Consider the following 26,906-nt stretch of genomic DNA (forward strand, 5'->3'; position numbering starts at 1 on the left):
ATTGATAATAATCAACGTACAGTTAGAACTCGCAAGGACTATTATTAAAAGTGAAACGCTAATTTCTAACATTAATAAAATTTGGATGGGTACCAAACACTGCCAATTCCAACTGTGTTATTTGAACATTTAATGACTATGATAATAAAACATTGCACTCAGTTAAATCTTAAAGAAAAAAGTATTCAAGATGGTTTAATAAAATTAAAGAAATCACTTTTCTTTTTTTAAATTTATTGAGATAAATTAACCGCTAAGGATGGACAGGACAAGAGTTTCCAAGACCAAGATTATGTTAGCATTAATCATGACTTATTGCCTGCTTTCATTTGTTTCACCATTGTATGGAAATTTGCCTTACCAGAATGACCCAAACATTCAAAAGGTTAAAGTGTATTTGGAAAAAGGCAAGAAATTTCTTCATAGACCTGAAAGCTTTAAGGCTGATATGGATAGCGCTACATATTACTTTGAAAAAGCAATACAAAACAGCAAGCATATAAACGATAGCGTTCTTAAAATTGATATTAAGTCAAATTTGGCAGAGTTAAACTTCGAGAAATCAAATTTTGATATCGGAATATCTTACTTTTCAGAAGTCACGGATTTTTACCATAGAAATAATTTATTAAAGGAGGAAGCTGATACATGGTATCGCATGGGAATCAGGGTTTTTTATGATTTAATTGATTATGAAAAAGCTTTGGAGGCTTTTAATAAGGCACTCGAAATTTATACAAAACTCAATCTCAAGAAAGAACAGATAGATGTAATTACATTTTTAGGAGATGTTTATTTGAACGAAGGACATTTAGATCTTGCTAGGGATACATTTGTATCCGCCATGGACTCAGGAAAATTAATATCTTATAGACAACTCCATTATATTTATTTTCTACTCGCCCAAACCCTTAAACTAAGAGGTGATCTGGATAAGGGACTCTTCTATGCCTTTGAAAGCGTTAATCATGCGAGGAAAGTAAAGGATACGTCTTATATTAACTACTACTATATGACTGTTGCAGAGTATTACAACGAATTAGGCAATCATGGTCAAAGTTCAATTTGGTATCGAAATGCAATGGATTCTTCAAAAAAATCGAATAATATTGACTACCTGTTTTTCCACACCTCTAATTATTGCAACCAATTAATCCTTCAAAAGAAAACAAGGGAGGTGATGTCGGTTTTAAATGATTTAAAAAACAAATTTCCTCCCAATACAGCATTTACAAATGGTATTTACAACAAAACATTAGGTGACTACTATAAAGCACTTAACAAAATAGATCTATCCTTAACCCATTATAATTTGGCCTTAACGTTTTTTGATGAAATTAAAAACACCACCTACCCACGGATTATTGCTGAACTGGATTTCGACGTAGGGGAGCTTTTACTTAACCGCAAATCATATGATAGTGCTAAATATTATTTGAATAAATTTTTAAAATTTCCAGTGGGAATTAATAAGGCTACCAAACATAGGGATTGTCAGCTACTTCTTTTTAAAATTGATTCGTCTATGGGCAATTACGTTGAAGCCATCAAGCATTACCAAGCCTATAAATCATTGGAGGATTCTATATTTAACGAAAAGAAGAGCAAACAGATAGAAGAGCTACAAATATCTTACGAAACCAAAAAGAAAGAAGAAAATATAGCCTCTTTACAAAACATTACCAACTTACAAAAATCAAGATTGGAAACACTAAATACAACAAAAAACTTTGTGTTAGGAATCTTGATATTGTTAACTGTTATTATTGTCCTGCTTATTCATCGCTATTTTTTAAAACAGAAAACCAATAGGATTTTGGTGAGTCAAAAAGGGGAAATCGATCAAAAGAATATCACCCTACAAAATTTGGTAAAGGAAAAAGAATGGTTGTTGAAGGAAATTCACCATAGGGTAAAAAACAACTTGCAAATCCTGATGAGTTTGTTGAACATCCAATCTAATTACCTAGAAAATAAGGACGCGCTAAATGCCATTAAAACCAGTCAACACAAATTACATGCCATAGCATTAATACATCAAAAGCTATATACTGAAGACGATATTTCATTGATAACGATGAAATCGTATATCAATGATTTGGTAAAGTATTTTGGCGATTCCTTTGAGGTAAAACATATTGAATTTAAAATGCAAGTGGATGATGTTACACTAGATGTCAATAAATCAGTGCCAGTTGGTTTGATTCTCAATGAGGCGTTGACAAATGCTATTAAATATGCATATCCAAATAAATCAGAAGGCATTATCTATATTTATATGAAAAAGATCGAAAACAGTGAAATCTTATTAGAAGTCATTGATGAAGGAGTTGGATTTCCAGATAATTTTGACCCCTACAAGACCAATTCCTTGGGCATAAGCCTAATAAAAGGGTTGACCCAACAACTTAAGGGTATCTTCTCCATAATATCAGAAAAAGGCGTTAAGCTTTCAATAAGGTTTCCCTATGATTTGGACAAACTTAAAATCAATCAGGTATGAAAAAGAAAATTTTAATAGTAGAGGATGAGTTTATCGTTGCCAATGATTTGTCTTGGATTTTAAGAAAAGCTGATTTTGAGGTTAGCGGTATTGCAGATTCCTATGAAGATGCCTTGAAGCAGATAGCGACTCTTAAACCAGATTTAGCCATTCTGGACATCAGATTGAATGGGCAACTCACCGGTATTGACTTGGCAAATAAACTGAACGAATTCCGTATTCCATTTATTTATCTCTCAGCAAATTCCAATAGGTCAACTTTGGAAGAAGCCAAAGCCACCAAACCCTATGGTTTTTTGGTTAAGCCCTTTCGAGAAAAGGATGTCATAATATCTTTGGAAATAGCTTCTTATCACCATGAACATTCAAATGGTTTTAACGACACGATACAAAAAAATCTCAGTTTAAAACTGAATACATTACTAGGTTTGGAATCAAATGTTGATAATTTATGCCTGGAACTTACTAAAACTTTTCAATCCTACATACCATTTGATTACCTTGAACTGACATCTTCAAATAACAATACATTTCAATCGTCGATGGGCTGTTATCGAATAGGTTTTAATGAATACCAGCGTATTGGACTTAAAGAACTGTCAGCTATAAGCAGAATAAATTTGAAAGTGTTAAAGGAAATGTACAATGCTTCAGAAATGTTGGTGCAACCAAAAATATACAGTCAAATAGAATTTAGAGAATCCCTAAAAAACAATCATTACAAAAAAGCGCTTGCAAAGATATTTAACCTAAACAGTCAGATGACTATTCCATTAACCCTGGGCGAGGAATTGTACAATCTCAGTTTCTTTAGCAAAATACCCAACATCTTTACAAATGTTGAGTTAGAGATTTTATCTAGGTTGACTCCGGCTATAGAACAAATCTTTTCAGTAGCTGTAAACCAACATGCAGAGAAATACAAACCAAAAGAGTTACCAACAAAAACTCATAACACCCCTATTAAACATTTTAGTGGTATGGTTGGGAATAGCCCAAACCTTCTAACTGTTTTTGACCATATAAAAATGGTTGCCCCAATGGATACATCTGTACTAATTTTGGGTGAAAGTGGTACAGGAAAGGAGCTTGTCGCAAAAAGTATACACAATTTATCACCCAGAAAAAACGGTCCTTTTATAGTGGTTAATTGTGGAGCTCTTCCCGAAAACCTCATAGAATCTATATTGTTTGGACATGAAAAAGGTGCCTTCACTGGTGCCAATGAGAAAAGGATAGGTAAATTTGAACAAGCCAATGGAGGGACTATTTTCTTGGACGAAATTGGGGAAATGCCATTAGGTCTACAGGTAAAATTCTTAAGGGTGCTTCAGGAGAGGGAAGTTGAAAAAATAGGATCGAATATTCCGATAAAACTAAATGTTCGGGTTGTAACCGCAACAAACAAAAATCTTGAAAAAGAAGTGGAAGCTGGCCGATTTCGATTGGATTTATATTATAGATTAAATATTTTCCCAATTACCCTACCACCTCTAAGAGAACGTAAGGACGATATTCCCTTGCTAGTAAATCATTTTATTCAAAAAATATGTAAGGATAATAACATCAGTCACTTGAAAGTGGACAATATAGTACTATCATGCCTTAAACATTACGATTGGCCTGGTAATATTAGAGAGTTAGAGCATCATGTCGAAAAGAGTATTCTACTGGCTGATGGTGATACAATTAAAGATTCCTATTTGCCATTTAATGATATCAATGGAAAGCAATTTGACATTGAGCCTTCATCTGAAAGAATAAAAACCATTTTAGAAGTGGAACGTGATTATATTTTGTACGTATTAAAAAGATGCAATGGCAAAGTTTTTGGCAAAGGTGGTGCAGCAGAGTTTTTGGATATACATCCCTCGACATTGAACTCCAAAATCAAAAAACTTGAGATTAATAAGGAGGATATCTTTTTTAAGCAGTTTTAAACTATTAATATTGGGAATCTATAAAAACAGAATCTTGCTTCGAAACACTTAATTTATTTAGGTACGGAAGATGAGTACTTTATTAATATTAATAAGGGTTAAACCTAAAAAAGTACAAATATGTGTCAAACAAAATATTACTGTTGACCGAACCATAGATTCGAACCTAGTTCAATCAAACCACTATTTTAACCACTTCAACTAAATCAAAAAGGATTTAATCTAACAATAGTGAAACTTAAATAAAATTACTTGGCATAAGATTTAATGATAATATTTAAATTTCTAATTCAATTCTACTAATACTAAGTTATTAGGTGTAATAAAGTTATAGAATAAAAAATCATCATTTAAATACTCCATTATAATAACTTTAAATATTAAATGGATTAATGCAAATAAGAAAAAATAACTAAGAAGTGCATCTAGTAACTGTTTGGTGTGATTTATAACTATTAATGATAAAGCAATAATCGATTGTGCTAAAGCATAACTACGTCCATTTTTTGGATGCAAAATATAATTTTAAAATAAGTGATTATTTTTTGCAGATAGACATACTTTAATCATAAAAATTACAAACTCCAACATGCTTGCTTCATGACACACATTTATAAGCAACGGCAATTAGTAGTTAGCTTAAAAAAGCATTAAAACAGAAATCTTGATTCAAAATCCATAGTTTTTATCCTCAAAAGACACTAAATAACATCAATTTTTATGGTAAACACGAAAAAAGCATTATTCTGTACCTATTCTGTACCCATAGAAATAAAAAAAGGGTCTCAATCTCTTGAAACCCTTGTTATTCCTAGTAGCGGGAACTGGACTCGAACCAGTGACCTTCGGGTTATGAGCTTAAACTATTACTCTTTCTCTGAATTTTGAGCTTGGTATTTAATACTTCCATATCATCACTAACCTTTCTCTCTATAACTTTTGCGTAGATTTGGGTTGTAGAGATTTTAGTATGGCTTAGTAATTTAGATACAGTTTCGATTGGCACGCCATTACTCAATGTAACTGTTGTTGCAAATGTATGACGAGCCATGTGGAATGTTAAGTTCTTTTTAATACCACAGGCATCCGCCACTTCCTTTAAATATAGATTCAGTTTTTCATTTGTTATGACTGGGAATAATGTTTCAGTTATTTCAGTCATAGGATGCTCTTTATATTTTTCAATTAATTCTTCTGCCTTATCTAATAAAGGAACTTTAATTGGTGTTTTTGTTTTTTGTCTTTTTGAAATTACCCAATTATTACCATCGATTCCTTTAACAATATTTGAATCATTCAATGCTATGATGTTTGCATAACTAATACCTGTATAGCAACTGAATACAAATAGATCTCTAACTCTTTCCAACCGGTCTATAGGAAAATAATAGGTTTCTAAATTAGAGAGTTCATTCTCTGAAAGAAATTGACGTTCCTTCTTTTCCCATGTTGGTTTCCATCTCATGAATGGGTCTTTATCCACCCACTCCATATGAAAAGCCAATGTGACCATTTTACGTAAACGCTGTAAATGTTTCATAACTGTATTATGTTTCATTGCTTTTGGGTGGCCCTTTGGCCAATATCTATGTAGAAAGGTCTCAAAATCACAAATGAATTTATAATCCAGCTGTTTTAGGAAAACATCAGAAGTTTTTAATGATTTTGCATGAAACCGTTTTATATAGTTTTCAGTGATTCCAAAATTAACGATGGTACCAGGAGCTAAAGTACCTTCTATTTTGCGTGTATGATAATCTATCAATTCCTGCAGCGTTTTACTTGTATCCAACTCTCCACCGTAACTGGCTTTGATAAGTTGAGCCGTGATTAATTTTCCTTTGAATTTCAAATCTTGATAGTTTTGAAATAATTGAGTGTGCACTTGGTCTAAATACAGATTTATTTGCCTGGCTTCACTGGAAGCACCCTTTGCCCTTTTCTTTTTAGCATCCCATAGTGAGATTGCAATTTTTCTCTTGAGGCTTAAGTTTACTCGTTTGCCATCAACCGTAATTCTGGCATAAAGTAATGCTTGGTCATCATTCTTGCTTTTTTGGTCTGCCCAAAAAAGAATGGAAAAAGTGTTTGTGGTTCTCATAGTTGTCGTCTTTAAATTATAAAAAAATTATCAGAACGAAAGTCAAATCAACTATACCAATTCAATATACAAAATTTTCAAAAGTGTCAGTTGGAACTGACACTTTGAAGTTTAACTGTCGAATAGCTACCATTTAAATTCAAAACAAATCAAATTAAATAAACCCCTAAAAACCTGAAAACCACACAATTAGCATGAATTGTGTGGTTTTTGTAGCTATTCAACTAGCTTTTAGTGACCTCGACTGGATTCAAACCAGTAACCTCTTGAGCCGTAATCAAGTGCGCTATTCAGTTGCGCCACGAGGCCTTTTTAAGTGGGTGCAAATATAATAATTTTATTAAAATACAACCAAATTTATTTCAATATTATAACTCATTTTAATTCTTATTATTATTATCTTTTAAAAACGGTCTTATTTATACTAAACTTAAGTAACATTTATTACATAACTAAGCTTTACTTCTTTTTACATTTGCATTAAATTAACAGGTATGAACTATATTTTAAATCCGTGGCCATGGTATGTTTCCGGTCCACTTATTGCCTTAGTAATGGCTTTACTTTTATATTTTGGAAAAACATTTGGCATGTCGTCCAACTTAAGAACGATGTGTACAATCATGGGAGCCGATAAATTTTCAAACTTTTTTAAATTTAATTGGAAAGACCAATCGTGGAACTTAACGGTTGTTGTTGGCGCCATTATTGGAGGCTTTATAGCTACCAATTATTTATCAAATGATAGTGTTAGTGATTTAAACCCTGCAACCATAACCGAATTACAGCAAATGGGGTTTGAAAATGCTGGTGCTTCTTTAGTGCCCTCAGAAATGTACAATCTTGAAGCCATTACATCTATAGAAGGATTGTTATTGCTAATAGTTGGCGGATTGTTGGTTGGCTTTGGCACACGATATGCTGGCGGCTGTACTTCTGGACATGCCATTACAGGACTTAGTAGTTTACAAAAACCATCTCTAATTGCAGTTATTGGATTTTTTATTGGCGGCTTGATAATGACCAACTTTATTTTACCCTTAATTTTTTAGATTATGAAACGAGCAACTTATTCAAGTATTTATACTAAAAATTTAAAAAACGAGTCGCATTTGACATTTAAAAAATTAATAAAACAAGACAAATGAAATATTTTAAATTTTTACTAGTAGGCGTATTTTTTGGAATTGTTTTAGTAAAATCGGAAGCTGTGTCGTGGTACCGTATTTATGAAATGTTCCGTTTTCAATCGTTCCATATGTATGGCATTATTGGTACTGCTATTGCTTCTGGTGTTCTATTTCTTCAAATTTCAAAGAAAGGTTATATAAAAAGTATTGAAGGCGCTGATATTTTTGTACCTAAAAAGGATAACGGCTTTATTAGATATATTGTTGGTGGTAGTATTTTTGGATTGGGTTGGGCACTTATAGGTGCTTGTCCAGGCCCTATGTATATTTTACTGGGAACAGGCGTTTACAGCATGCTTATAGTTATTGCCGCTGCAGTTTTAGGCACTTTTATTTATGGTGTTTTAAAAGATAAACTACCACACTAAGTTATATAATTTCAGCACTTAAACCGGCATCAAGTAACATACTGCAACGCGGTTTCAAATCGTCGTACAGACCTGTTTTTACAGTACACTTGCCTTTATAATGCACCAAGATAGCGCATTGTTCGGCTTGTTCCGCTGTGTGTTCGCATGCATAGATAAGTGTATTAATAACATGGTCGAAGGTGTTAACGTCGTCATTAAACAACACAATCTCGTTTTGGGTAAGTACTTCTTCTTGAAGTAGTACTTCTTCAGATGTTTTTTCTCTAGTACTCATAAGTCAAAGTTTTTACTAATTTAAAAATTTTAAAGCAACCCAATGGTTTCTTTCCAACTTTTCTTCAAATTTTAACAAATATTTTTCACACGTTTCTTGAATTACAGGGATATCATCGTTGTAAAATCCGCTTAAAAACAAGAGTCCATTTTGGTTTAAACAAGACACATAAGTTTCCATATCGTTCAATAAAATATTACGATTGATGTTTGCTATTATAATATCATATTTTCTGCCAGACAAAACACTGGCATCACCTTCTATAACCGTGATGTTTTTGCAATTATTACGCTCCACATTTTCTATACTGTTTAAATAGCACCAGTTATCATAATCTACCGCGTCTACAGGTTTTGCACCTTTCATTTCTGCTAAAATGGCCAAAACACCTGTTCCACAACCCATATCTAAAACCGATTTATTGGTGAAATCGTTTTTTAGAATATACTGGATCATCATATGAGTAGTTTCATGATGCCCAGTACCAAAACTCATTTTTGGTTCGATGATGATATCGTATTGGGTATTTGGTTTTTCATGAAATGGCGCACGCACCGTACATACATCATCAACAATTATAGGATTGAAATTCTTTTCCCATTCTTCGTTCCAGTTGGTTTGTTCTATTTCGTTAAATTCATATGCTATTTTGAATTCTTCGGAATTTAAAATTTGAACATCATCAAGTATAGATGCGTTCCATTCATCTTTTTGAATGTATGCCGTGACGCCTTCTTCGGTTTCTACAAAGCTTTCAAAACCTGCATAACCGAGTTCTGCTATAAGGATTTCAACCCCAGGTTGAAGTGGTGTTACTTTAAATTCGTACCCTATATAAATGATGTTGGACATGATGAATTATGATTTACGATTTTAGATTTACGATTTTGGAATTGCCGATATACTTATTTGTTGAGGTTTGCGTTAGCGATTGCAGTGAAAATCCTTTTTAAAATTTAAACTAAACAAACATGGAGAGGACAAAAAATTGGCAGTTTGCCACGATCTTTGTCCTCGACATGTCGTTTTAAAAAGATTGAAACGTAAAGCGCGACCCTTGTGGTAACGCCCAAAAGATTTCCTTCTTCAAGGAAATGACAAATTTAAAATGCGTTTACAATCGCAAAAAAGTCGTCTGCATTAAGCGCGGCACCACCAATTAAACCACCATCTACGTCTGGCTTTCCAAAAATTTCCTGTGCATTGTTTGGTTTAACGCTACCACCGTATAGAATTGATACGCTGTTTGCTACATCGGCACCATATTTATTGCTTAAGGTTTTGCGGATGAAAGCGTGCATATCTTGCGCTTGTTCCGGACTTGCGGTTTCGCCAGTTCCTATGGCCCAAACAGGTTCGTAAGCCAACACGATATTTTTAAAGGCTGAAGCTTCTAAATGAAACAAAGCGTTTTTTATTTGGCTTTCTACTACAGCTTCGTGGTTTCCAGATTTTCTGTCGGCCAACACTTCTCCAAAACAGAAGATAACACGTAATTCGTTTGCCAAAGCTGCATCTACTTTTTTAGCTAAAATTTCATCGGTTTCACCAAAATATTCACGACGCTCGCTGTGTCCCAATATAACAGTTTTAACACCTACACTTTTAAGCATGCTTGCACTGATTTCGCCTGTGTAAGCGCCATTGGCAGCAAAGTGCATGTTTTGCGCAATCACCTCAATATCTGTATCTTTCAATGTTTGGTATGCTTGCCATAAGTTGGTGAATGTTGGCGCAATCATCACCTCTGCTTTTGAGGTTTTTACTTGATTTTTTAAGTTTGTTATTAGCGTTTCGGTTTGCGCTAAATCGTTGTTCATTTTCCAGTTTCCTGCTACAATTTGTTGTCTCATTTTTAATTTACCTTTTTAAATTAAGGACTTTTATTAAGTTTTATTATAAAATTTCTTTGATTTTTTTATCGTCTGCCTCAATGGCTTTAAATAATTTTATGCTTACATTGGGCGCAATGACCATGTATCTTGGTATCCAATCTAACTGAATGAACTCTCCAAATGGTCCTTTCCACCCTGATTCCATAAAGTAATGCTGACCTTTAACTCCATACTTTTTGATGCCGTTTTTCCATGCGTCTTGGGTTTTATCTAACGACAGAAAAACATAGGTAGCGTTTTTATATGCCTTTTGTAATTCTTTAACCTTTGGCATACCACCAATGCAGTCTTTACACCAAGATGCCCAAACATCAACCACCAAGGTTTTGCCTTTGTTTTCTTCTAAGATTCTCTTGAATGTTATTGATTCTCCTTCTAAGGTTACAAAAGTGTCGTTTAATGCTGCTTCAGAAAACTGTGTTGGCGTTTCTTGTGCTTTACAGCTTAAAATGCTTATGAATAGAATTGCTATATATTTTATTTTCATGGGTTCAAAATTTCTTTTTTGCAAACATGCAAATTTACTGAAGTTTTACTTTAGGGTCTAACCAAACGTAAATTATATCTACAAAAATATTGATAATGATAAATAATAAAGCAATTACTAAAACGGAACCCATAATTACAGGCAAATCCAATGTATTTAAGGCGTTTACAATTTCTTTTCCCAAACCATTCCATCCAAAAATATACTCTACAAAAACCGCACCTGCCAACATGGAAGCAAACCACCCTGAAATAGCTGTAACTACAGGGTTTAAAGCATTTTTAAGCGCATGCTTTTTTATGATTTGATATTCGCTTAAGCCTTTTGCTCTGGCGGTTCGGATATAATCTTGATTAAAAACTTCCAATAACGAATTTCGCATTAATTGGATAACGACTGCCAACGGACGAATACCCAAAACAATGGCTGGAAGTATGAGGTTTTTTAATTTTAGATGATTGGCTTCACCAAAATCGTCCAATTCATAAAGACTTCCCGTCATTTCTAAATGGGTGTATTTATGTAATACAAAACCAAAGAACCATGCGAATAAAATGGCACTAAAAAATGACGGCACACTCATACCAAAGGTGCTGAATATTTGAATGGTTTTGTCCAGCCATTGGTCTTTATACAATGCTGAAACAATACCGAAAACAATGCCTATAAACATGGCGATTATAATGGCCGAAACTGCTAAGACGAATGTATTTGGCAAAGTTTCACCCAAAACATCGCTGACTTTTTTACCTTGTTTGGTAAACGATTCTCGTAAATACGGCAACTTTAAAACGGTGGTGGTGTTTCCTGTTGAAAATAATGGTGTTGCAGCATATTTGCCTTTTCTTAAAAACGTATAATCGCTTTCAGTTTTTGAATGAAATGATAGTGGCGATAAATCGTTTAAATAATAAAAATACTGTGTACTAATAGGTTTATCAAACCCATATTTTTGTTTTACAATGGCTAATTGGTCGCTACCTTCATTTTGCCCCAACATCATTTGTGCGGGATCACCGGGAAGCACATTGAATAAAAAGAATATAACGGTCACCACCCCAAACAAGGTGAGTAATGCGTATGTGACTTTATTTAGGATATAGCTTATCAAATAGAGTTTATTTGTTGATGTGTTTATTTGTTAAGTCGAGGTCGACTAAACGACTACACGACAAACAACTTAATTTTTTTTTATTGAAAATTACAACTTTAGTTCATCAATATCATTCCAATGAACTTTTTGTTTGACGGTGCCTTTGTCCAATTCTAAAATCCCTGGATTTGAACGCACTACGGTTTTAAGAGCTTTTTCATCACATAAATACCAATTGAAATTCAATTTATAAAGCTTATTAATTTTCTGTTTATCATCTTCACCCGATGCTGTTAAGCCAATAACTTTATAACCTTTTTTAATAGCTTCATCCGACATGGCTTTCAATTTTTCAACCCCTGCTTTTTCCATTTTTTCTAAGTTGTATGAAACGATGATGATTAGATTTTCTTCTGAAAGAAACTGTTCTGTTAAATTATTGCCTTCGGAATCTTCTATTGAAAAATCTACCACGGGCGGTTTGTAACCTTCGTCTATTACTTTAGAATCGACATCTACATAATCGCCATCAACGTCTGGATACGAACCATCGGTAGTGATTATTTTTTCTTCGCCGTTCACTTTAAATTTCCAATAATATTCCACTATTGGCTTAGGTGCATTTTCTGGTGTAGACATACCCTCTAAAATATTGTTACCTATTTTATATGCTCTAAAATCTACTACGGGCAAATGCATAAGTACATGATACGCCAACCAAAAACTAAAAATAAAGCTTAGCAAAGCTAAAATGGTGGTTTGCAAATTGCTAAATACTGGTTTTACGTGTTTAATTCCAAAAAATAAAATAAGGATGAGTACCAATAAAACAACATCTTTGGTAAAACTTTCCCATGGCGTTAATTTTAAAGCATCGCCAAAGCATCCACAATCCTTAACTTTATCAAAATACGCTGAATAGAAGGTTAGAAACGTAAAAAACACAATCATTAACAACAAACTCCAAACGGTGAATTTTGGTTTGTAACCAATAATTAGGAACACCCCCAAAACCACTTCAAAAACAACTACCAACACCGAAATAATTAAGGCATAAGGCTCTAATGACGGTATGTTTAAAACATCTACACTAAAATATTCCTGTAGTTTATATGAAAAGCCAAGCGGGTCGTTGAGCTTTATTAAACCAGAAATGATGAATAAAACACCAACTAAAATTCTTGATATGCTTACTAATACTTTCATTTTTATTTATGATAAGACCTTTCGACTGCGCTCAAGGTGACATTTTTTAAAATTACTTTTCGTTTAAATGGATCATTGCAAAAACCGCATAATTAATCATGTCTTGGTAATTGGCGTCTATACCTTCGCTTACCAATGTTTTGCCTTTATTGTCTTCAATTTGTTTAACGCGCAGTAGTTTTTGCAAAATTAAATCGGTTAAACTGCTTACCCGCATATCGCGCCATGCTTCGCCATAATCGTGGTTTTTATCTTCCATCAATTTTTTGGTAATGGCCACTTGTTTTTCGTATAGTTCGGTAGCTTCTTTTGTAGATAAGTCAGGTTGTTCCACCACGCCTTTTTCTAACTGAATCAAGGCCATAATACTATAATTTATAATACCTATAAACTCACTAACTTCACCTTCATCAACCTTTCTTACGTCATTTTGTTGCAATCCACGAATACGTTGCGCTTTAATAAAAATTTGGTCGGTAAGCGAAGGCAATCGTAAAATGCGCCATGCACTTCCGTAATCGGACATTTTTTTAACAAATAAACTTTTACAGGTATCAATTACGGCATCGTATTGTTTTGAAGTATCTTGCATGAAAACATTGAATTTTGCGTAAATTTCGGCTAAATAGTTTAAAGTTCAAAGTTTAGAGTTCAATGTTTTTGGTATGAACAGATTTTTAGAAATTTATCCTAACTTTGAATTTTGAACATGGAACTTGAAACTGAAAAATGACCATTAACTGCAAAGGAAAACTCATCGATTTGTCATCACCAAAAGTGATGGGTATTTTAAACATAACTCCAGATTCGTTTTACGATGGTGGCATTCACAAAAATGAAACGGCTATATTAAAACACGTTGAATCTATGCTGAATGACGGGGCTACCTTTATTGATATTGGGGCATATAGCTCCAGACCCAATGCGGATCATGTTTCGGAATCTGAAGAATTGCAACGCATTTTACCCATTATACATGCCGTTTTAAAAGAATTCCCAAAAACATTAATTTCCATTGACACCTTTAGAAGTAAGATTGCTAAACAATGCGTTGAAGCTGGAGCTGCTTTAATTAACGATATTTCCGCTGGAAAATTAGACGACAACATGCTGCAAACCGTTGCCAATTTACACGTGCCATATATTATGATGCACATGAAAGGCACACCGCAAACCATGCAACAGCATGCCAATTACAACAATATTGCCAAAGACATTTTATTTTATTTTTCTGAACGCATTGCAGCTGCAAAAGCCTTGGGCATTGTTGATATGGTTATAGATCCTGGGTTTGGTTTTGCTAAAACCATAGAACAGAATTACGAACTATTGAATCATTTAGAGCTGTTTAAAATGATTGAAAAGCCTTTGCTTGTTGGAATTTCCAGAAAATCGATGATTTATAAAACTTTAGAAACCACTGCCAATGAAGCTTTAAATGGAACCACCGTTTTAAACACAGTAGCTTTACAAAAAGGTGCCTCCATTTTACGGGTTCACGATGTAAAGGAAGCTATGGAAACTATTAAATTGGTTGAAGCGCTAAAGCGTTAATTGTTGAATTTATGAAAAACACCTGTCTTATTGTTTTGCTTTTTGTTTTTTCCTGCGGAAAAGATAAAGTTGTTGAACTTCCCGAGATTAATCAATCTGAAATATCTGAAATAAAAGATATATCGGCTGCCTATTTATTTTATGATGAAACCCTACCTGATAGTTTAGAATTAAACCGAAAAAACTTAATTAGCACCACGAATTGGTTGATTAATGTGGACAAACGCTTAACACTGAAACAAGCCATTCCGAAAATAAAATTTCTTCAAGAAAAGAAACAAAAATCTGAGCACAAAAACGAAAATGCCAAAAACTACTTTACTTGTAACGATACCAGCAAAAAAAACTTAGGGTTTGTAGAATTTACCAATGTGGTTTATCATAACAAAGATTTTCAAGACTATGTTGCTTCAAATTCTAATCTAGATTTTTCAAACAAAATGAAAATTGATTTTTATGCTTCTAATGAAATTTATTTAGAGTTTCCTCTTTTTGATATTACTTCCGTGCTTTCAAAAGAGAATAATTTATTGAATAACATCAAACTTATATTGACCAATGAATTGAAACCTGTTGAAATCATATTAAGTTTCAATCAAAATTTAACGTTTCAAAATTACATTTCGTATAAGTTGATGGTTTCAGAATTAGACTTAAAGAATGTTACCATATCAAACTACGAATTCATTTTTAATTAACCTTATTTTACTAAATTTACCAAAACCCATTTTGCCTTGGAAATTTTTGATGACCTTTTAAAATTCTCTATTGTTGATATTATTGATGTGTTCCTAGTGGCACTTCTGCTCTACTACGTTTACAAACTGGTTAAAGGCACTGTGGCCATCAACATTTTTATAGGAATCATTATCATTTATTTGGTATGGTTACTTACCAATTTCTTGAACATGGAATTGCTGTCCAGCATTTTTGGCGGCTTTATGAAAGTGGGGATCATCGCTTTAATTGTGGTATTTCAACCAGAGATTAGGAAGTTCCTGTTAATGGTTGGTTCTACAAATTTTAGTAAACGAGGAAAAATATTTAAGCAATTCAAATTCTTAAAAACTGAAACCAGCGACGAAACTAATGTAGATGCTATTCTAAAAGCTTGTATAAAAATGGCAAATTCAAAAACAGGTGCTTTAATTGTTTTTGAACGCAATAACAATTTGGATTTTTTAAGCACAACGGGCGATGAAATGAATATAAAAGTAACCCAGCCCATTATAGAGAGTATTTTTTTCAAGAACAGTCCGCTTCACGATGGTGCTATTATAGTAAGCAATAATATTGTAAAAGCAACACGGGTTATTCTGCCTTTAAACAATGAAAAAGCCATTCCTAAACGCTTCGGTTTACGTCATAGAGCTGCCATTGGTGTTACCGAAAAAACAGATGCTTTAGCGCTTGCTGTTAGTGAAGAAACAGGAACCATCTCTTACTTTAAAGATGGTGAATTTGTTGTTTTTGAAGACAACAACCAACTAAATTTAATGATTAAAAAAGATTTAGCTTAAAGCACTTCTTCCTTTAAAAACTGTACTTCGTATAAGTTTTTATAATACCCGTTTTGTTTTTTAAGAAGTTGCGCATGGGTGCCTTCTTCTACAATTTCGCCAGCATCCATAACGATAATTTTGTCTGCTTTTTTAACTGTAGCAAGTCTATGTGCAATTACAATGGAAGTTCTTCCATTGGTCATTTTATCGGTGGCATTTTGTATGAGTTGTTCCGAGTGTGAATCGACAGACGATGTAGCTTCATCCAAAACCAAAATACTTGGATTGGTTACATAAGCTCTTAAAAAAGAGATGAGTTGACGTTGGCCTGAAGACAACATCACACCGCGTTCTTTCACATTATAATGATAGCCCCCCGGTAAACTCGCAATAAATTCGTGAACCCCAATGTCTTTGGCTGCTTGGGTTACCACCGCTTCGGTAATTTCCGGATTGTTTAGGGTTATATTGTTTAAAATGGTATCGGCAAACAAAAACACATCTTGTAAAACTACCGCAATTTGCGTACGTAAGGATGCCAAAGTAACCTGTTTGATATCGCGCCCATCAATGGAAATCACACCATCTTTAATTTCATAAAAACGATTCAATAAATTTATAATGGTCGATTTCCCTGCACCCGTAGCGCCTACAATGGCTACGGTTTCACCTTCTTTTACGTTAAATGAAATGCCTTTTAACACATCTTCATCATCCACATAATTAAAAAACACCTTATCAAAAACAATGTTGCCTTTAAAATGTTCTGCCACATGTGTTCCTGTGTCATCAATATGCGATGTAGTATCTAAAATTTTAAATACACGGTTGGCAGCCACCATACCCATTTGAAGCGTATTGAAATTATCTGCCATTTGGCGCAATGGCCTAAACAACATAGGAATGAACATAACAAAAGCAATTAAATCACCTTGAGATACTTCAGTGCCTTTCATCACAATATTCAAACCACCATACCAAGCTATTAAACCAATGCTTATAGACGACACCAAATCGGCCAACGGAAAGAAAATAGAGTTGTACCAAACGGTTTTTAACCAGCCTTTTTTATGCCGATTATTAATGTCAATAAAATTCTTGTATTCAATAGATTCACGTGTAAAAATCTGTAAAATCTTCATCCCCGTTAAGCGTTCTTGTACAAAAGAATTTAAGTTAGACACCTCATTTCTAACCTCTTCAAAAGCCACTTTCATATACTTTTGAAAAATTCTAGTGGCGTACATAAGCAATGGCAACATGATAAAAACGATTAAACTCAATCGCCAATTAATGTAAACCATTACCCCAAAAACCACAATCATAGCCAACAAATCCCTAAAAATAGTAAACAAACCTTGTCCAAAAATATCGGCAATACGTTCCATATCGGTCACTGCTCTGGTTATCAGCACACCAACCGAAGAATTGTCATAATACTTCATTTTAAAACTAAGCAAGTGGTTGAATAGTTTTACGCGCACATCCATCACCAAATTCTGCCCTAACCAAGCGGCGTAATATATAAACGTAAGCTGAAAAATAGTTTGAAGAATTAAAACAGCAAACATAATAAGCACATAAAACAAAAAGCTTTTATGTTCTTTTATTGCAATGCTATTATCAATAGCATATTTGGTAATATAAGGGGTTGCCGTCGTTAAAATGGCCAACAAAATAACCAAAACCAGTAAGCTAAAAAAGATGATTTGATACGGTTTTATATATTGAAACAACCGTTTAAACAATGTAAAGTCAAAAATATTTTCCTTTTGTTTCGTCATTATAATTTTATATCGTTTGGATATTCAATTTTGGTTAAATACAAAGCATGAGCTGGCACCGAAAAACCCGCTTCACTCCTGTTTTTAGATTTTATAATAGTGTGCAAATCTTCTACTTGTAGCTTGCCTAACCCAATTTGCACCATGGTACCCACAATAGCGCGAACCATATTTCTTAAAAATCTATCGGCTTTAATCACAAAATGAAGTTCGTCATTTTCAAAAAACCAATCGGCTTGCATCATCTCGCAATTAAAGGTTTTTACATCGGTATTTACTTTCGAAAAGCATTGAAAATCTCTATACTGAAATAACAGTTGCGATGCCGCCTTCATTTTTTCAACATCCAAGTGCTGCTTCACGTAATAGGCACTATCAAAATTGAACACGTTTTTTTTCAGCGAAATCCTATATAAATACGTTCTGCTTAACGCATGAAAACGTGCATGTGCATCCGCTTTTACTTTAAAAACAGATTGAATGGCAATACCTTTAGGCAAAAACGAATTCAGTTTAAAAACCAAATCTGTTTCGCTAAAAGCAACATCACTATCAAAATGCGCCATCATATGTTGGGCATGCACACCGGTATCGGTTCTACCAGCGCCCGTAATGGACACTTTTTCCTTTAAAAGCAAACCCAAGGCATTTTCAATAACTTCCTGTACTGAAATGGCTTTGGGCTGGATTTGCCAACCATGGTACGCACTACCGTTATAGGAAAGTTCAATAAAATATCGCAATGTGTCTCTATACTTTTAATGAAAAGCAAAGATAGGCAGTTTTGCCATTCCACCGAAGGCATGAATCTTAATTAAATATTAAAAAGTTTTATTTGGGCGTTACCCTAAAAGGGTCGGGCTTTCAGCTATATCTTTTTAAAACGTCATGGCGAGGAGTAAGCGACGAAGCCATCTGCCAATTTATAGTTTCTCACCCAAGTTATTACTATCAAGTTTTAAAAAGGATGTCGCTTCAAATGCGAAGCATTCACGATTTCATAAATTGAAAATAATATGCATGAGTAATCCCTAACGCGGGCATTTGCCATTTAATGGCCAAATTAAAAGGAAAGTATCATCACTCTAAACTCAAGTTCCCTTTATTATAGTCTTCAAGAATCTTTTTTGCCTTTTCAAAATCTACTTCGTTAATCTTAAGTGTTACAGCATTAAACCCACCCGAACTTACCGCAATAGGCTCAATGCTGGCCATAAGTTGATTGGTTAAAAACACTTGAATGTTTTTGCTTTCCAATAAATTTCTAATAATCATGGTTTCCTCTACACTTCCACTAAAAATATCAATCATAAGTCCAATTTTTAAAAGCTCAGGTTTACTATTAAAACGAATTTAGATTTTTTTTCTCACAAATTCAAAAAAAAGCATCTCATAAGTTCACAACATTTTTAAAACAATTATTTATAACAAGCCGATGTATTTATATGCTTAAATGACAATCCTTTTTTAGACACAAGTAATCCGTGAACATCAAAACCATATTTATTCTTTATTTCCATAGCGAAAGCTTCTCCATCAGGTTGATTTTGGATTATTGCTCCATTAGTATAATTAAGTTTTGGAAAAAATATGAGTCCAAAACCACCTACATGAAAATGAAATCCTATAGCTGGCCTTTGCGGATCGCAACTTCTAAACAAAGAAAATCCATATCCACCTTTTTGGGAACTTGCGTGCTTAACCATAAATTTTTCATTATCAATATTGACAAAATTATATGGACCAAAATAACGTATCCTATTTATTTGATAATTCAAAAACTCTATTTCATCACTTTTATCTCTTTCATTTGCTACGCGTATTACAAAGTCTCCAACAGTTTCAACAGAACTATCATTAATAACTTTTTCAAAAGCATCTTCCATTTTATCAAATTCAATTATTTTTTCTAATGAATGGTAATATTCTTGATATTTATTAAACCCAATTATGTCGCCTATCCATGCTGTTTTTAAGTTTGGTTCAATTTGATAATTTGATATTCTAAAAATTTTAGGTTTATTTTGATGCAAATAACAAATAATAAAATTTGTTAAATTTTCAGATTTTCTATTTATTTCTAAACATTTAATTAGAATAGAATTAACAACTAATATTGAATTAAAATCAGGGAATTCACTTTTATAAAACGGCTCTAAAACATCATTCACATAATCAGGCAATCCTGAAAAAGAAATTGAAATATACGGATTCAATAAAACCGTTTTTAACTGTCCGAGCAATGGATTTTGAGAACCCAAAAAAACATCTGTAATTTTAGTATCAGATATTATCTGAATATCATCATTAACAATTTTGGCTATTATTAAAGTCATAATAATCTTTTTAATTCTCCTCGGTCCTCACCTGATTTTATTTCATATAGCGACTTGACAAGAAATCGTTTTAATCTTTTACATCTAATGGCAAACGAAGTTCTGATTTTTTTGTGACAAAGCCAACTAAAATCCCTACACCCAGTTAGACCAATTATCCATAACTTTACCAAATCATAAAACCCACAATGACTAAAATACTTTTACTGTCCGATACGCACAGCTATATAGATGACGACGTTCTAAAATATGTAAAACAAGCCGATGAAGTTTGGCATGCCGGCGATATTGGCGATTTAGAAGTTACCGATGCCATTAAAGCATTAAAACCATTGCGTGCTGTATGGGGAAATATTGATGATGCTAAAATGAGGGGGGAGTTCCCTGAAAACAATCGGTTTATGTGCGAAGGTGTCGATGTTTGGATCACCCACATTGGCGGCTACCCTGGTGCTTATAACATGCGTATTCGTGAAGAGATAAGAGCCAACCCTCCAAAATTATTTATTTGTGGACATTCGCATATTTTAAAAGTAATGCCCGACAAAAAACTGAATTTACTGCATATGAATCCGGGCGCTGTTGGCAAACATGGGTTCCATAAAGTACGTACCATGCTTCGTTTTACTATTGATAATACTAAAATTGATAACCTGGAAGTGATTGAATTCAAGAAATAATCTACAAATTCCCCTTTTAAAGTGATTTTTCGTTCTATTTCACCCCGTTTTTCTGTTAATGTTTTACTAAACGCTAGCATTCATCCGCTTAAATTATGGCAATCGCCTCATAAATTGTAGTTTTGTCCTAATTTTAAATAGAAAACATAATTATTTATGAGTCAAGTAAAAGAAAATGATACCGTAAGAGTTCATTACACAGGAAAATTAAGCAATGGTCAAATTTTTGACAGTTCTTTAGATAGAGAGCCGTTGGAAATAACTTTAGGACAAGGCATGTTGATTCCTGGTTTTGAAAAAGGCGTGGTAAACATGAAGGTTAATGAGAAAAAAACCATTAACATTCCTGTTGCTGAAGCATACGGCGACGTTCAAAAAGAATTATTTCACGAAGTAAAAAGAGATCAATTACCCCAAGATATGACACCAGAAGTTGGTATGGGATTAGCTTCAAAAAATCCTGATGGTTCTGAAGTACAATTCCGTGTAGCGGAAGTTCATGAAGAACACATTATTATTGATGCGAACCACCCATTGGCAGGACAAGATTTAACGTTTGAATTAGAACTTGTTGAAATAAAGTAAGAAGCCCATCCTAAATCCTTCCCAAAGGGAAGGACTTTGCTCACTGTTGTGAAAAACAGATACTTTTAACTCGCAATAGTTTCCCTCCTTTGGAGGGATTAAGGGAGGAACTAAAAAAACCCAAAGCTTTCACTTTGGGTTTTTAACGCACTAATACTACTAAGATATAAGGTTTTATCGCAATCGATCTACAGATTTTACGAGATCTTCATCCTTCTTGATGGCCTTATTGGCTAGGGCCAAAAATACGATAGAAACAATAGGGAGAAGCATCCCAATACCTTTCTCAGAAACCGCCGTTTCTCCAGATACATTTAGAGATTGATACACAAAAAATCCTAATAAAATAAAGTTTAATATGATGTTAAGTCGCCCCAGCATAAACTGTGACTTCCTATTTTTATACTTAAATATGGTTATTATTGATAATAACGCCGATGCCAAAAACATGCCTAAATATAGCAAATTATCTTTTGCATACACTACAACATCTTCATTGGTAACCCATAAATGCAATACAAATATTAACCCAGCCGAAACTATGGCTGCGATTAAAAGATATACCGTTTGAATGCGTTGTAACATATAATTTTAAAATACGTGTGGGCAAAAATAATAGTTTCTTTTGAAAAATAAATGTAAATTATTAAAATAAAGTTGTATAATTGCAGTAATAATCTTCAACAACCACGCATAGAGGTTGTTAATTCTTCAGAATAAAAATTCATTTTTTTTCAGAACAACTCAAATTCAAAGTCAAAACACATATTCAATAAACATTTATGTTTGAAATTTCACAATTAAACGAAAAGAAACTCTCTGACCTACAGGAGATTGCACAAAAATTGAACGTACCGAAGTACCGTTCCTTAAAAAAAGCCGATTTAGTCTACCAAATTCTAGATCATCAAGCTGCCAACCCTAAAGCGGTAGAAGCAGTTATAGAACCTACACCACAACCTGCGGCCAGCACTCCTGAAAAAAAGGAAGTTAAAAAACCGAGGCAGCGTGTAGTAAAACCTGTAAAAAACACACCGGTAAAACCAGCAGCCCAAAAACCAGCTACTGAAAAAACAGCTGCTCCTACTGAAAAAGCACCTCAAGAAACCAAGGAAGATAAAAAGCCTGTTAATGCGCCAAAGCCTAGAGTTCAAAACGAGCGTAACAACGACAACCAACAAAAACCGGCAAACCAAAAAAGAGAGCACAACCAAAATCAGCCTCAAAAAAATCAACACAAAAACCAAAAAAACGGTAATATAAATGTTGATGCTGGAAATAAAGATACAAGAAACCGTTACCGCGAACCAGATTTTGAATTTGATGCCATTATTGAAAGTGAAGGTGTTTTAGATGTAATGCAAGACGGATATGGTTTTTTACGTTCATCGGACTACAACTATTTATCATCTCCTGATGATATTTATGTATCGCAATCGCAAATTCGTTTATTTGGATTGAAAAAAGGCGATACGGTTTTAGGAAATGTACGCCCACCAAAAGAAGGTGAAAAATATTTCCCATTAATTAAAGTCATAAAAATAAACGGACAGAAACCAGAAGTGGTAAGAGACCGTGTTTCTTTTGAGCATTTAACGCCATTATTCCCAAAAGAAAAATTCAATATTGCCGAAAAACAAAGCACCATTTCTACTCGAATTATGGACTTGTTCTCACCTATAGGAAAAGGACAACGTGGTATGATTGTATCGCAACCAAAAACGGGTAAAACCATGTTATTGAAGGATGTTGCCAACGCTATTGCCGCCAACCACCCTGAAGTTTATTTAATGATTTTATTGATTGATGAACGTCCTGAAGAGGTTACCGATATGCAACGTAATGTACGTGGCGAAGTTATTTCTTCTACCTTCGATAAAGAAGCACACGAGCATGTTAAAATTGCCGATATTGTTCTTGAAAAAGCAAAACGTTTGGTGGAATGTGGGCACGATGTGGTGATTCTTTTAGATTCCATTACACGTTTGGCACGTGCATACAATACCGTACAACCTGCATCTGGTAAAATATTAAGTGGTGGTGTTGATGCCAACGCACTTCACAAACCAAAACGTTTCTTTGGTGCTGCTCGTAATATTGAAAATGGTGGTTCTTTAACCATTATTGCTACTGCACTTACTGAAACTGGTTCTAAAATGGATGAAGTTATTTTTGAAGAGTTTAAAGGAACTGGTAACATGGAACTACAATTGGATAGAAAAATCTCTAACCGTCGTATTTTCCCTGCGATTGATTTAACATCCTCAAGCACACGTCGTGACGATTTATTGTTAGATGAAAACACCATACAACGTATGTGGGTTATGCGCAAGTACCTTGCGGATATGAACCCTGTTGAAGCTATGGAATTCATCAACGAGCGTTTTAAACAAACCAGAAACAACGAAGAGTTTTTAATATCCATGAATGGATAACTAAAAAAAGACACCTTAACATAGATAGTATATTGAGGTGTCTATAAAATTATATTTCCATAACAACGGAAACATACTAACTAAACATTAAACTAAACTTAAAAAGCCTTAACAAATTTGTTAAGGCTTTTTTATTTCTAATAAAACAGAAAGGTTTTTAATATTGATTTAAAAGATCTCTATATTCTTTTAAATCTGATATATTTATTTTGTTGTTAAGATTTTTTATAAGTGCAATTAAATATTTTAAACTTTCAACGGGTTCGTTTTCCACATCGTTTTCAACATCTTCATCCTCTTCATCAACAAGCATAGGAATTAAAAATGTACCATGCTCTTCAATATGCTCATAAGCAAGTCTTAGAACTTTTACTACTAACGGAATTTGCTCTTCTAAGGCATAAGTTCTTAATTCTTTAATATCGCTAACCAATGTATCTGTATTGATGCCTGTTCTATCAAGATCATTCAGAATTTTATCAATTAATTTAAGTGCTGCTTTATTTTCCAAAAGGGTAATATTTATGTGAATAATTAATTTAAATGTGTTTGCAAATTTAAGTTTTAAAAAATCAAAAAAGGCAATTTATTTAATGATTTATACGCTTAATTTTTAATTATTTTGCAAAGTGTTTTTTTGTTTGAAACTCTCAGAAAACCATTCATTACAGTATTGCCTCTATTTCAATCCTTTCAACTCCAGTAATTCTGCTTCACTAAAAACAGTACCGCTTTTTGGCTTTTTATCGCGAAGTTGTTTTATGCGCTCTACACTTATTTTAGTTGAATTTCCTGGGAAAGCATTATTCAAATACTCAATAATATTTTTAATGTCGGTATCGCTAAACTCTGGGTTATTAGCCAACCCAGGCATGATGGCATCGAGTTCGTACAATGTTCCATTAACATGAATAGGACCAGACAAACCATGCAATATAATAAGCGCCAATCGTTCTGATGAGTCTGTTACATATTCTGAATCTTTTAAAGGAGGCGCTAAATTTTCAATCCCCTCACCTTCAATACCGTGGCAAGTTGCACAAAAATTTCTAAAAATATTATAACCAGCAGTTCTGGCATCGGTTCCTATACTCTTTCCGGTATAAATAAAGTTTTTCTTCTGCTTTTCTTTATTTGAAATGGTCTTGTTTAAAATATCAAACAATTTGTTTTTTGATGCATCGGCATTCTTTTCGTTTAAGAATGATAAAAAAGATTCTTCAACACCTCTCAAACTACTTATCAAACTTTCTTGATACACCAGATCGTCTTGATACTTCTTTGAAAGTGCCAATGCTACAGGAAAAAACTTTTCGTTAGAAAGTGATATCCAATCGCCTAGCGAGTTTAAAAGATACAAATCAATTTCAGGATTGTTTTTAGAAACTAATTTTTGGATTAACTTTTCAAAAGGCAACACCTGTGCTTCACTTGCAAATTGCTCTAATAAAACAAGCCCATGACTTATAGAACTGCTATGGCTATTTGAATATAGCAGTTTTAATAGGGTATTAAATTGGAGTGCATTTAATCCGTTTAAGGTATGCAATGCATGTATTTGAGCTATCGGGTTACCTGTGTTTTCAAGAAGCTTTTCCAACAGTTTAATTGCTGACCTTTCATTTTTATGAATCAATAATTGCTGAGCTCTATCTCTTAACCAACCATTAGGATGCTTCAATAAGTTGACCAATTCTGAAATATTTAAACTTTCTAAATCAATGTTTTCTTTTGAATGATTCCCTTTGCTAACTACTTTTAAAATACGCCCCATACCTATAATGGTATCCAACTTCTTTTCGGCATATTTTTTCTGTAAATAAGGTGTTAAAAAAGCTTTATCTTGAATGATGCCTCGGTGCATATCTACAATATACATATTGCCATCTGGTCCATTAAATAAATTTACTGGACGAAAACCTTCATCAGTGGAAGCTATAAATTCTTTATTAGGAATTGCTTGATTTGCGGTTACCTTACTAGGCATTATAGTTAAAATGTTACGCTTAACAACATTTGCTTCGGGCGCACAAACAAAAGCATTTTCTAAATAAGCTTTCGGAAATTTATCTCCTCTGTAAATTAGAGGACCGCAAGCAGAAGTAACATTCACCAAAAGACTGTCCTTATCCAATATGCCATCTACATAACCTCGGTTAACAGATGTTGGATGTAAAGGAAAAACATTTTGGTTAGGCGTAAGTTTTTTATCTAAAGCTTCCGTCGGTTTGTAAAACGGATTTTTAATAACGGTATTGGGCAGTACGTAATCGCCAATAAGTTGGGTAGAATTGGTGTTATAGTAAAGTCTGCCGAAGTTATCTTTACTAATACCCCATTGCCCACGAAATGCGGTAGGCTCCTTTTTCCATTGGCCATGTTTCTTTTGATATCTAAAATTAGATTTGGCGTTGTAAATCCAGTTATCCATATGCATCATCAAACCATTGGGTTGATGCTCTACATTACCCCCATCAGAATACAATGAATCTACCAAAACTCTATTGATGGGTTTATCATCTTTTATATCTACAAACCAAAGGTTAGGCGGTTCAGCGTATAAAAGTCCGCCATAAACATGGGCAATGGCTCTTGGCAAAACAAGGCTATCTAAAAATACTTTTGAGTGATCGGTGATGCCGTCTTCATCCCAATCTTCTAAAATGGAAATGGTACCATTGGGCATGTCGCTTCCTGTACCTTCCAGGTTTTGCATATAACCTTTCATTTCCACTACCCACATTCGCCCCTTATTATCAAAATCCATTGCTACTGGCGCTTCAATATAAGGTTCTGAAGCTACTGCTTGCAACTCAAATCCGTCTTCAATTTGATAATCTTTCAACGACACCAATGGTTCTTCAAAAGTTTCTTGTTTACAAGCTATATTCAGAAACGCTATAACTACCAATAAAAGCCCTAACTTGTAGTTGTTGTAATGATTAAAATGAAAATGTTTCAAGATGATAA

At 33.7% G+C, this 26,906-nt stretch carries 25 protein-coding genes and 1 tRNA gene; 10 read left to right on the forward strand and 16 right to left on the reverse strand.

Translation table 11 applies throughout. The features are described from left to right. Window positions 1-292: 292 nt before the first annotated feature. Window positions 293-2,503 carry a histidine kinase dimerization/phosphoacceptor domain -containing protein gene (locus tag J8H85_RS10780; protein WP_209655207.1) on the forward strand — a complete coding sequence of 737 codons (2,211 nt, stop codon included), beginning with the start codon at window positions 293-295 and terminating at the stop codon, window positions 2,501-2,503. After that, complete coding sequence (locus J8H85_RS10785; protein WP_209655208.1) at window positions 2,500-4,443, forward strand: sigma 54-interacting transcriptional regulator; 1,944 nt, start codon at window positions 2,500-2,502, stop codon at window positions 4,441-4,443. The genes J8H85_RS10780 and J8H85_RS10785 overlap by 4 nt, the downstream gene beginning before the upstream one ends. 850 nt (window positions 4,444-5,293) lie before the next feature. Here J8H85_RS10785 and J8H85_RS10790 read toward each other — a convergent pair. After that, window positions 5,294-6,544 (reverse strand): site-specific integrase, encoded by a 1,251-nt coding sequence (locus J8H85_RS10790; protein WP_209655209.1) that lies wholly within the window; start codon window positions 6,542-6,544, stop codon window positions 5,294-5,296. A gap of 235 nt (window positions 6,545-6,779) precedes the next feature. Then, window positions 6,780-6,853, reverse strand: a tRNA-Arg gene (locus J8H85_RS10795). Window positions 6,854-7,038: 185 nt separating this feature from the next. On the opposite strand from J8H85_RS10795, the gene J8H85_RS10800 reads away from it, so the two are divergent. Further along, window positions 7,039-7,596 carry a YeeE/YedE family protein gene (locus J8H85_RS10800; protein WP_209655210.1) on the forward strand — a complete coding sequence of 186 codons (558 nt, stop codon included), beginning with the start codon at window positions 7,039-7,041 and terminating at the stop codon, window positions 7,594-7,596. 92 nt (window positions 7,597-7,688) lie between these two features. Further along, a complete protein-coding gene (locus tag J8H85_RS10805) occupies window positions 7,689-8,102 on the forward strand; it encodes a DUF6691 family protein (protein WP_209655211.1) in 414 nt (137 codons plus the stop codon). Between the two features lies 1 nt (window position 8,103). Here J8H85_RS10805 and J8H85_RS10810 read toward each other — a convergent pair whose 3' ends face one another. The 7 genes from J8H85_RS10810 to J8H85_RS10840 form a co-directional block, all read right to left on the reverse strand. Then, a complete protein-coding gene (locus J8H85_RS10810; protein WP_209655212.1) occupies window positions 8,104-8,379 on the reverse strand; it encodes an ATP-dependent Clp protease adaptor ClpS in 276 nt (91 codons plus the stop codon). 15 nt (window positions 8,380-8,394) lie between these two features. Then, a complete protein-coding gene (gene prmA / locus J8H85_RS10815) occupies window positions 8,395-9,231 on the reverse strand; it encodes a 50S ribosomal protein L11 methyltransferase (protein ID WP_209655213.1) in 837 nt (278 codons plus the stop codon). A gap of 251 nt (window positions 9,232-9,482) precedes the next feature. Further along, complete coding sequence (tpiA, locus tag J8H85_RS10820; protein ID WP_209655214.1) at window positions 9,483-10,232, reverse strand: triose-phosphate isomerase; 750 nt, start codon at window positions 10,230-10,232, stop codon at window positions 9,483-9,485. Between the two features lie 43 nt (window positions 10,233-10,275). Further along, a complete protein-coding gene (locus J8H85_RS10825; protein ID WP_209655215.1) occupies window positions 10,276-10,761 on the reverse strand; it encodes a TlpA family protein disulfide reductase in 486 nt (161 codons plus the stop codon). Window positions 10,762-10,795: 34 nt separating this feature from the next. Further along, window positions 10,796-11,872: an ABC transporter permease gene (locus J8H85_RS10830; protein ID WP_209655216.1), complete on the reverse strand. Its 1,077-nt coding sequence runs from the start codon at window positions 11,870-11,872 to the stop codon at window positions 10,796-10,798. Between the two features lie 90 nt (window positions 11,873-11,962). Next, the gene (locus tag J8H85_RS10835) at window positions 11,963-13,060 is read right to left on the reverse strand and encodes a BT_3928 family protein (protein ID WP_209655217.1); all 1,098 of its coding nucleotides are present in this window, start codon (window positions 13,058-13,060) and stop codon (window positions 11,963-11,965) included. Between the two features lie 52 nt (window positions 13,061-13,112). Beyond that, window positions 13,113-13,652 (reverse strand): DUF1599 domain-containing protein, encoded by a 540-nt coding sequence (locus J8H85_RS10840; RefSeq protein WP_209655218.1) that lies wholly within the window; start codon window positions 13,650-13,652, stop codon window positions 13,113-13,115. A gap of 137 nt (window positions 13,653-13,789) precedes the next feature. Here J8H85_RS10840 and folP point away from each other — a divergent pair, with 137 nt between their 5' ends. Genes folP through cdaA form a run of 3 tightly spaced genes read left to right on the forward strand, consistent with a single transcriptional unit; the run spans window position 13,790 to window position 16,134 of the window. Further along, window positions 13,790-14,614 (forward strand): dihydropteroate synthase, encoded by an 825-nt coding sequence (gene folP, locus J8H85_RS10845; RefSeq protein ID WP_209655219.1) that lies wholly within the window; start codon window positions 13,790-13,792, stop codon window positions 14,612-14,614. A gap of 11 nt (window positions 14,615-14,625) precedes the next feature. Further along, window positions 14,626-15,312, forward strand: coding sequence for a hypothetical protein (locus tag J8H85_RS10850; RefSeq protein ID WP_209655220.1), 687 nt, complete (start codon window positions 14,626-14,628; stop codon window positions 15,310-15,312). Window positions 15,313-15,348: 36 nt separating this feature from the next. Beyond that, a complete protein-coding gene (cdaA, locus tag J8H85_RS10855) occupies window positions 15,349-16,134 on the forward strand; it encodes a diadenylate cyclase CdaA (RefSeq protein ID WP_209655221.1) in 786 nt (261 codons plus the stop codon). On the opposite strand, the gene J8H85_RS10860 is transcribed toward cdaA, so the two are convergent. The 4 genes from J8H85_RS10860 to J8H85_RS10875 form a co-directional block, all read right to left on the reverse strand. Next, window positions 16,131-17,900, reverse strand: coding sequence for an ABC transporter ATP-binding protein (locus J8H85_RS10860; RefSeq protein ID WP_209655222.1), 1,770 nt, complete (start codon window positions 17,898-17,900; stop codon window positions 16,131-16,133). The two genes, cdaA and J8H85_RS10860, sit on opposite strands and share 4 nt — an antisense overlap. Beyond that, complete coding sequence (truA, locus tag J8H85_RS10865; RefSeq protein WP_209655223.1) at window positions 17,900-18,643, reverse strand: tRNA pseudouridine(38-40) synthase TruA; 744 nt, start codon at window positions 18,641-18,643, stop codon at window positions 17,900-17,902. The genes J8H85_RS10860 and truA overlap by 1 nt, the downstream gene beginning before the upstream one ends. A gap of 337 nt (window positions 18,644-18,980) precedes the next feature. Further along, window positions 18,981-19,211 (reverse strand): putative signal transducing protein, encoded by a 231-nt coding sequence (locus J8H85_RS10870; protein WP_209655224.1) that lies wholly within the window; start codon window positions 19,209-19,211, stop codon window positions 18,981-18,983. A gap of 107 nt (window positions 19,212-19,318) precedes the next feature. Further along, window positions 19,319-20,236 (reverse strand): hypothetical protein, encoded by a 918-nt coding sequence (locus J8H85_RS10875; protein ID WP_209655225.1) that lies wholly within the window; start codon window positions 20,234-20,236, stop codon window positions 19,319-19,321. A 188-nt stretch (window positions 20,237-20,424) separates the two neighbouring features. Here J8H85_RS10875 and J8H85_RS10880 point away from each other — a divergent pair, with 188 nt between their 5' ends. Continuing rightward, window positions 20,425-20,916, forward strand: coding sequence for a metallophosphoesterase family protein (locus tag J8H85_RS10880; RefSeq protein ID WP_209655226.1), 492 nt, complete (start codon window positions 20,425-20,427; stop codon window positions 20,914-20,916). A gap of 156 nt (window positions 20,917-21,072) precedes the next feature. Further along, complete coding sequence (locus tag J8H85_RS10885) at window positions 21,073-21,501, forward strand: FKBP-type peptidyl-prolyl cis-trans isomerase (RefSeq protein ID WP_209655227.1); 429 nt, start codon at window positions 21,073-21,075, stop codon at window positions 21,499-21,501. A 174-nt stretch (window positions 21,502-21,675) separates the two neighbouring features. On the opposite strand, the gene J8H85_RS10890 is transcribed toward J8H85_RS10885, so the two are convergent. Next, a complete protein-coding gene (locus J8H85_RS10890) occupies window positions 21,676-22,086 on the reverse strand; it encodes a DUF4293 domain-containing protein (RefSeq protein ID WP_209655228.1) in 411 nt (136 codons plus the stop codon). A 197-nt stretch (window positions 22,087-22,283) separates the two neighbouring features. Here J8H85_RS10890 and rho point away from each other — a divergent pair, with 197 nt between their 5' ends. Next, window positions 22,284-23,936 (forward strand): transcription termination factor Rho, encoded by a 1,653-nt coding sequence (gene rho / locus J8H85_RS10895; protein ID WP_209655229.1) that lies wholly within the window; start codon window positions 22,284-22,286, stop codon window positions 23,934-23,936. 157 nt (window positions 23,937-24,093) lie between these two features. On the opposite strand, the gene J8H85_RS10900 is transcribed toward rho, so the two are convergent. Together J8H85_RS10900 and J8H85_RS10905 are read right to left on the reverse strand one after the other, a co-directional pair. Further along, a complete protein-coding gene (locus tag J8H85_RS10900; protein WP_209655230.1) occupies window positions 24,094-24,447 on the reverse strand; it encodes a hypothetical protein in 354 nt (117 codons plus the stop codon). 168 nt (window positions 24,448-24,615) lie between these two features. Then, window positions 24,616-26,898 (reverse strand): DUF7133 domain-containing protein, encoded by a 2,283-nt coding sequence (locus J8H85_RS10905; RefSeq protein ID WP_245243788.1) that lies wholly within the window; start codon window positions 26,896-26,898, stop codon window positions 24,616-24,618. Between the last annotated feature and the right edge of the window lie 8 nt (window positions 26,899-26,906).

The organism is Mariniflexile gromovii, assembly GCF_017814435.1.
In the GTDB taxonomy this organism is placed as follows: domain Bacteria; phylum Bacteroidota; class Bacteroidia; order Flavobacteriales; family Flavobacteriaceae; genus Mariniflexile; species Mariniflexile gromovii.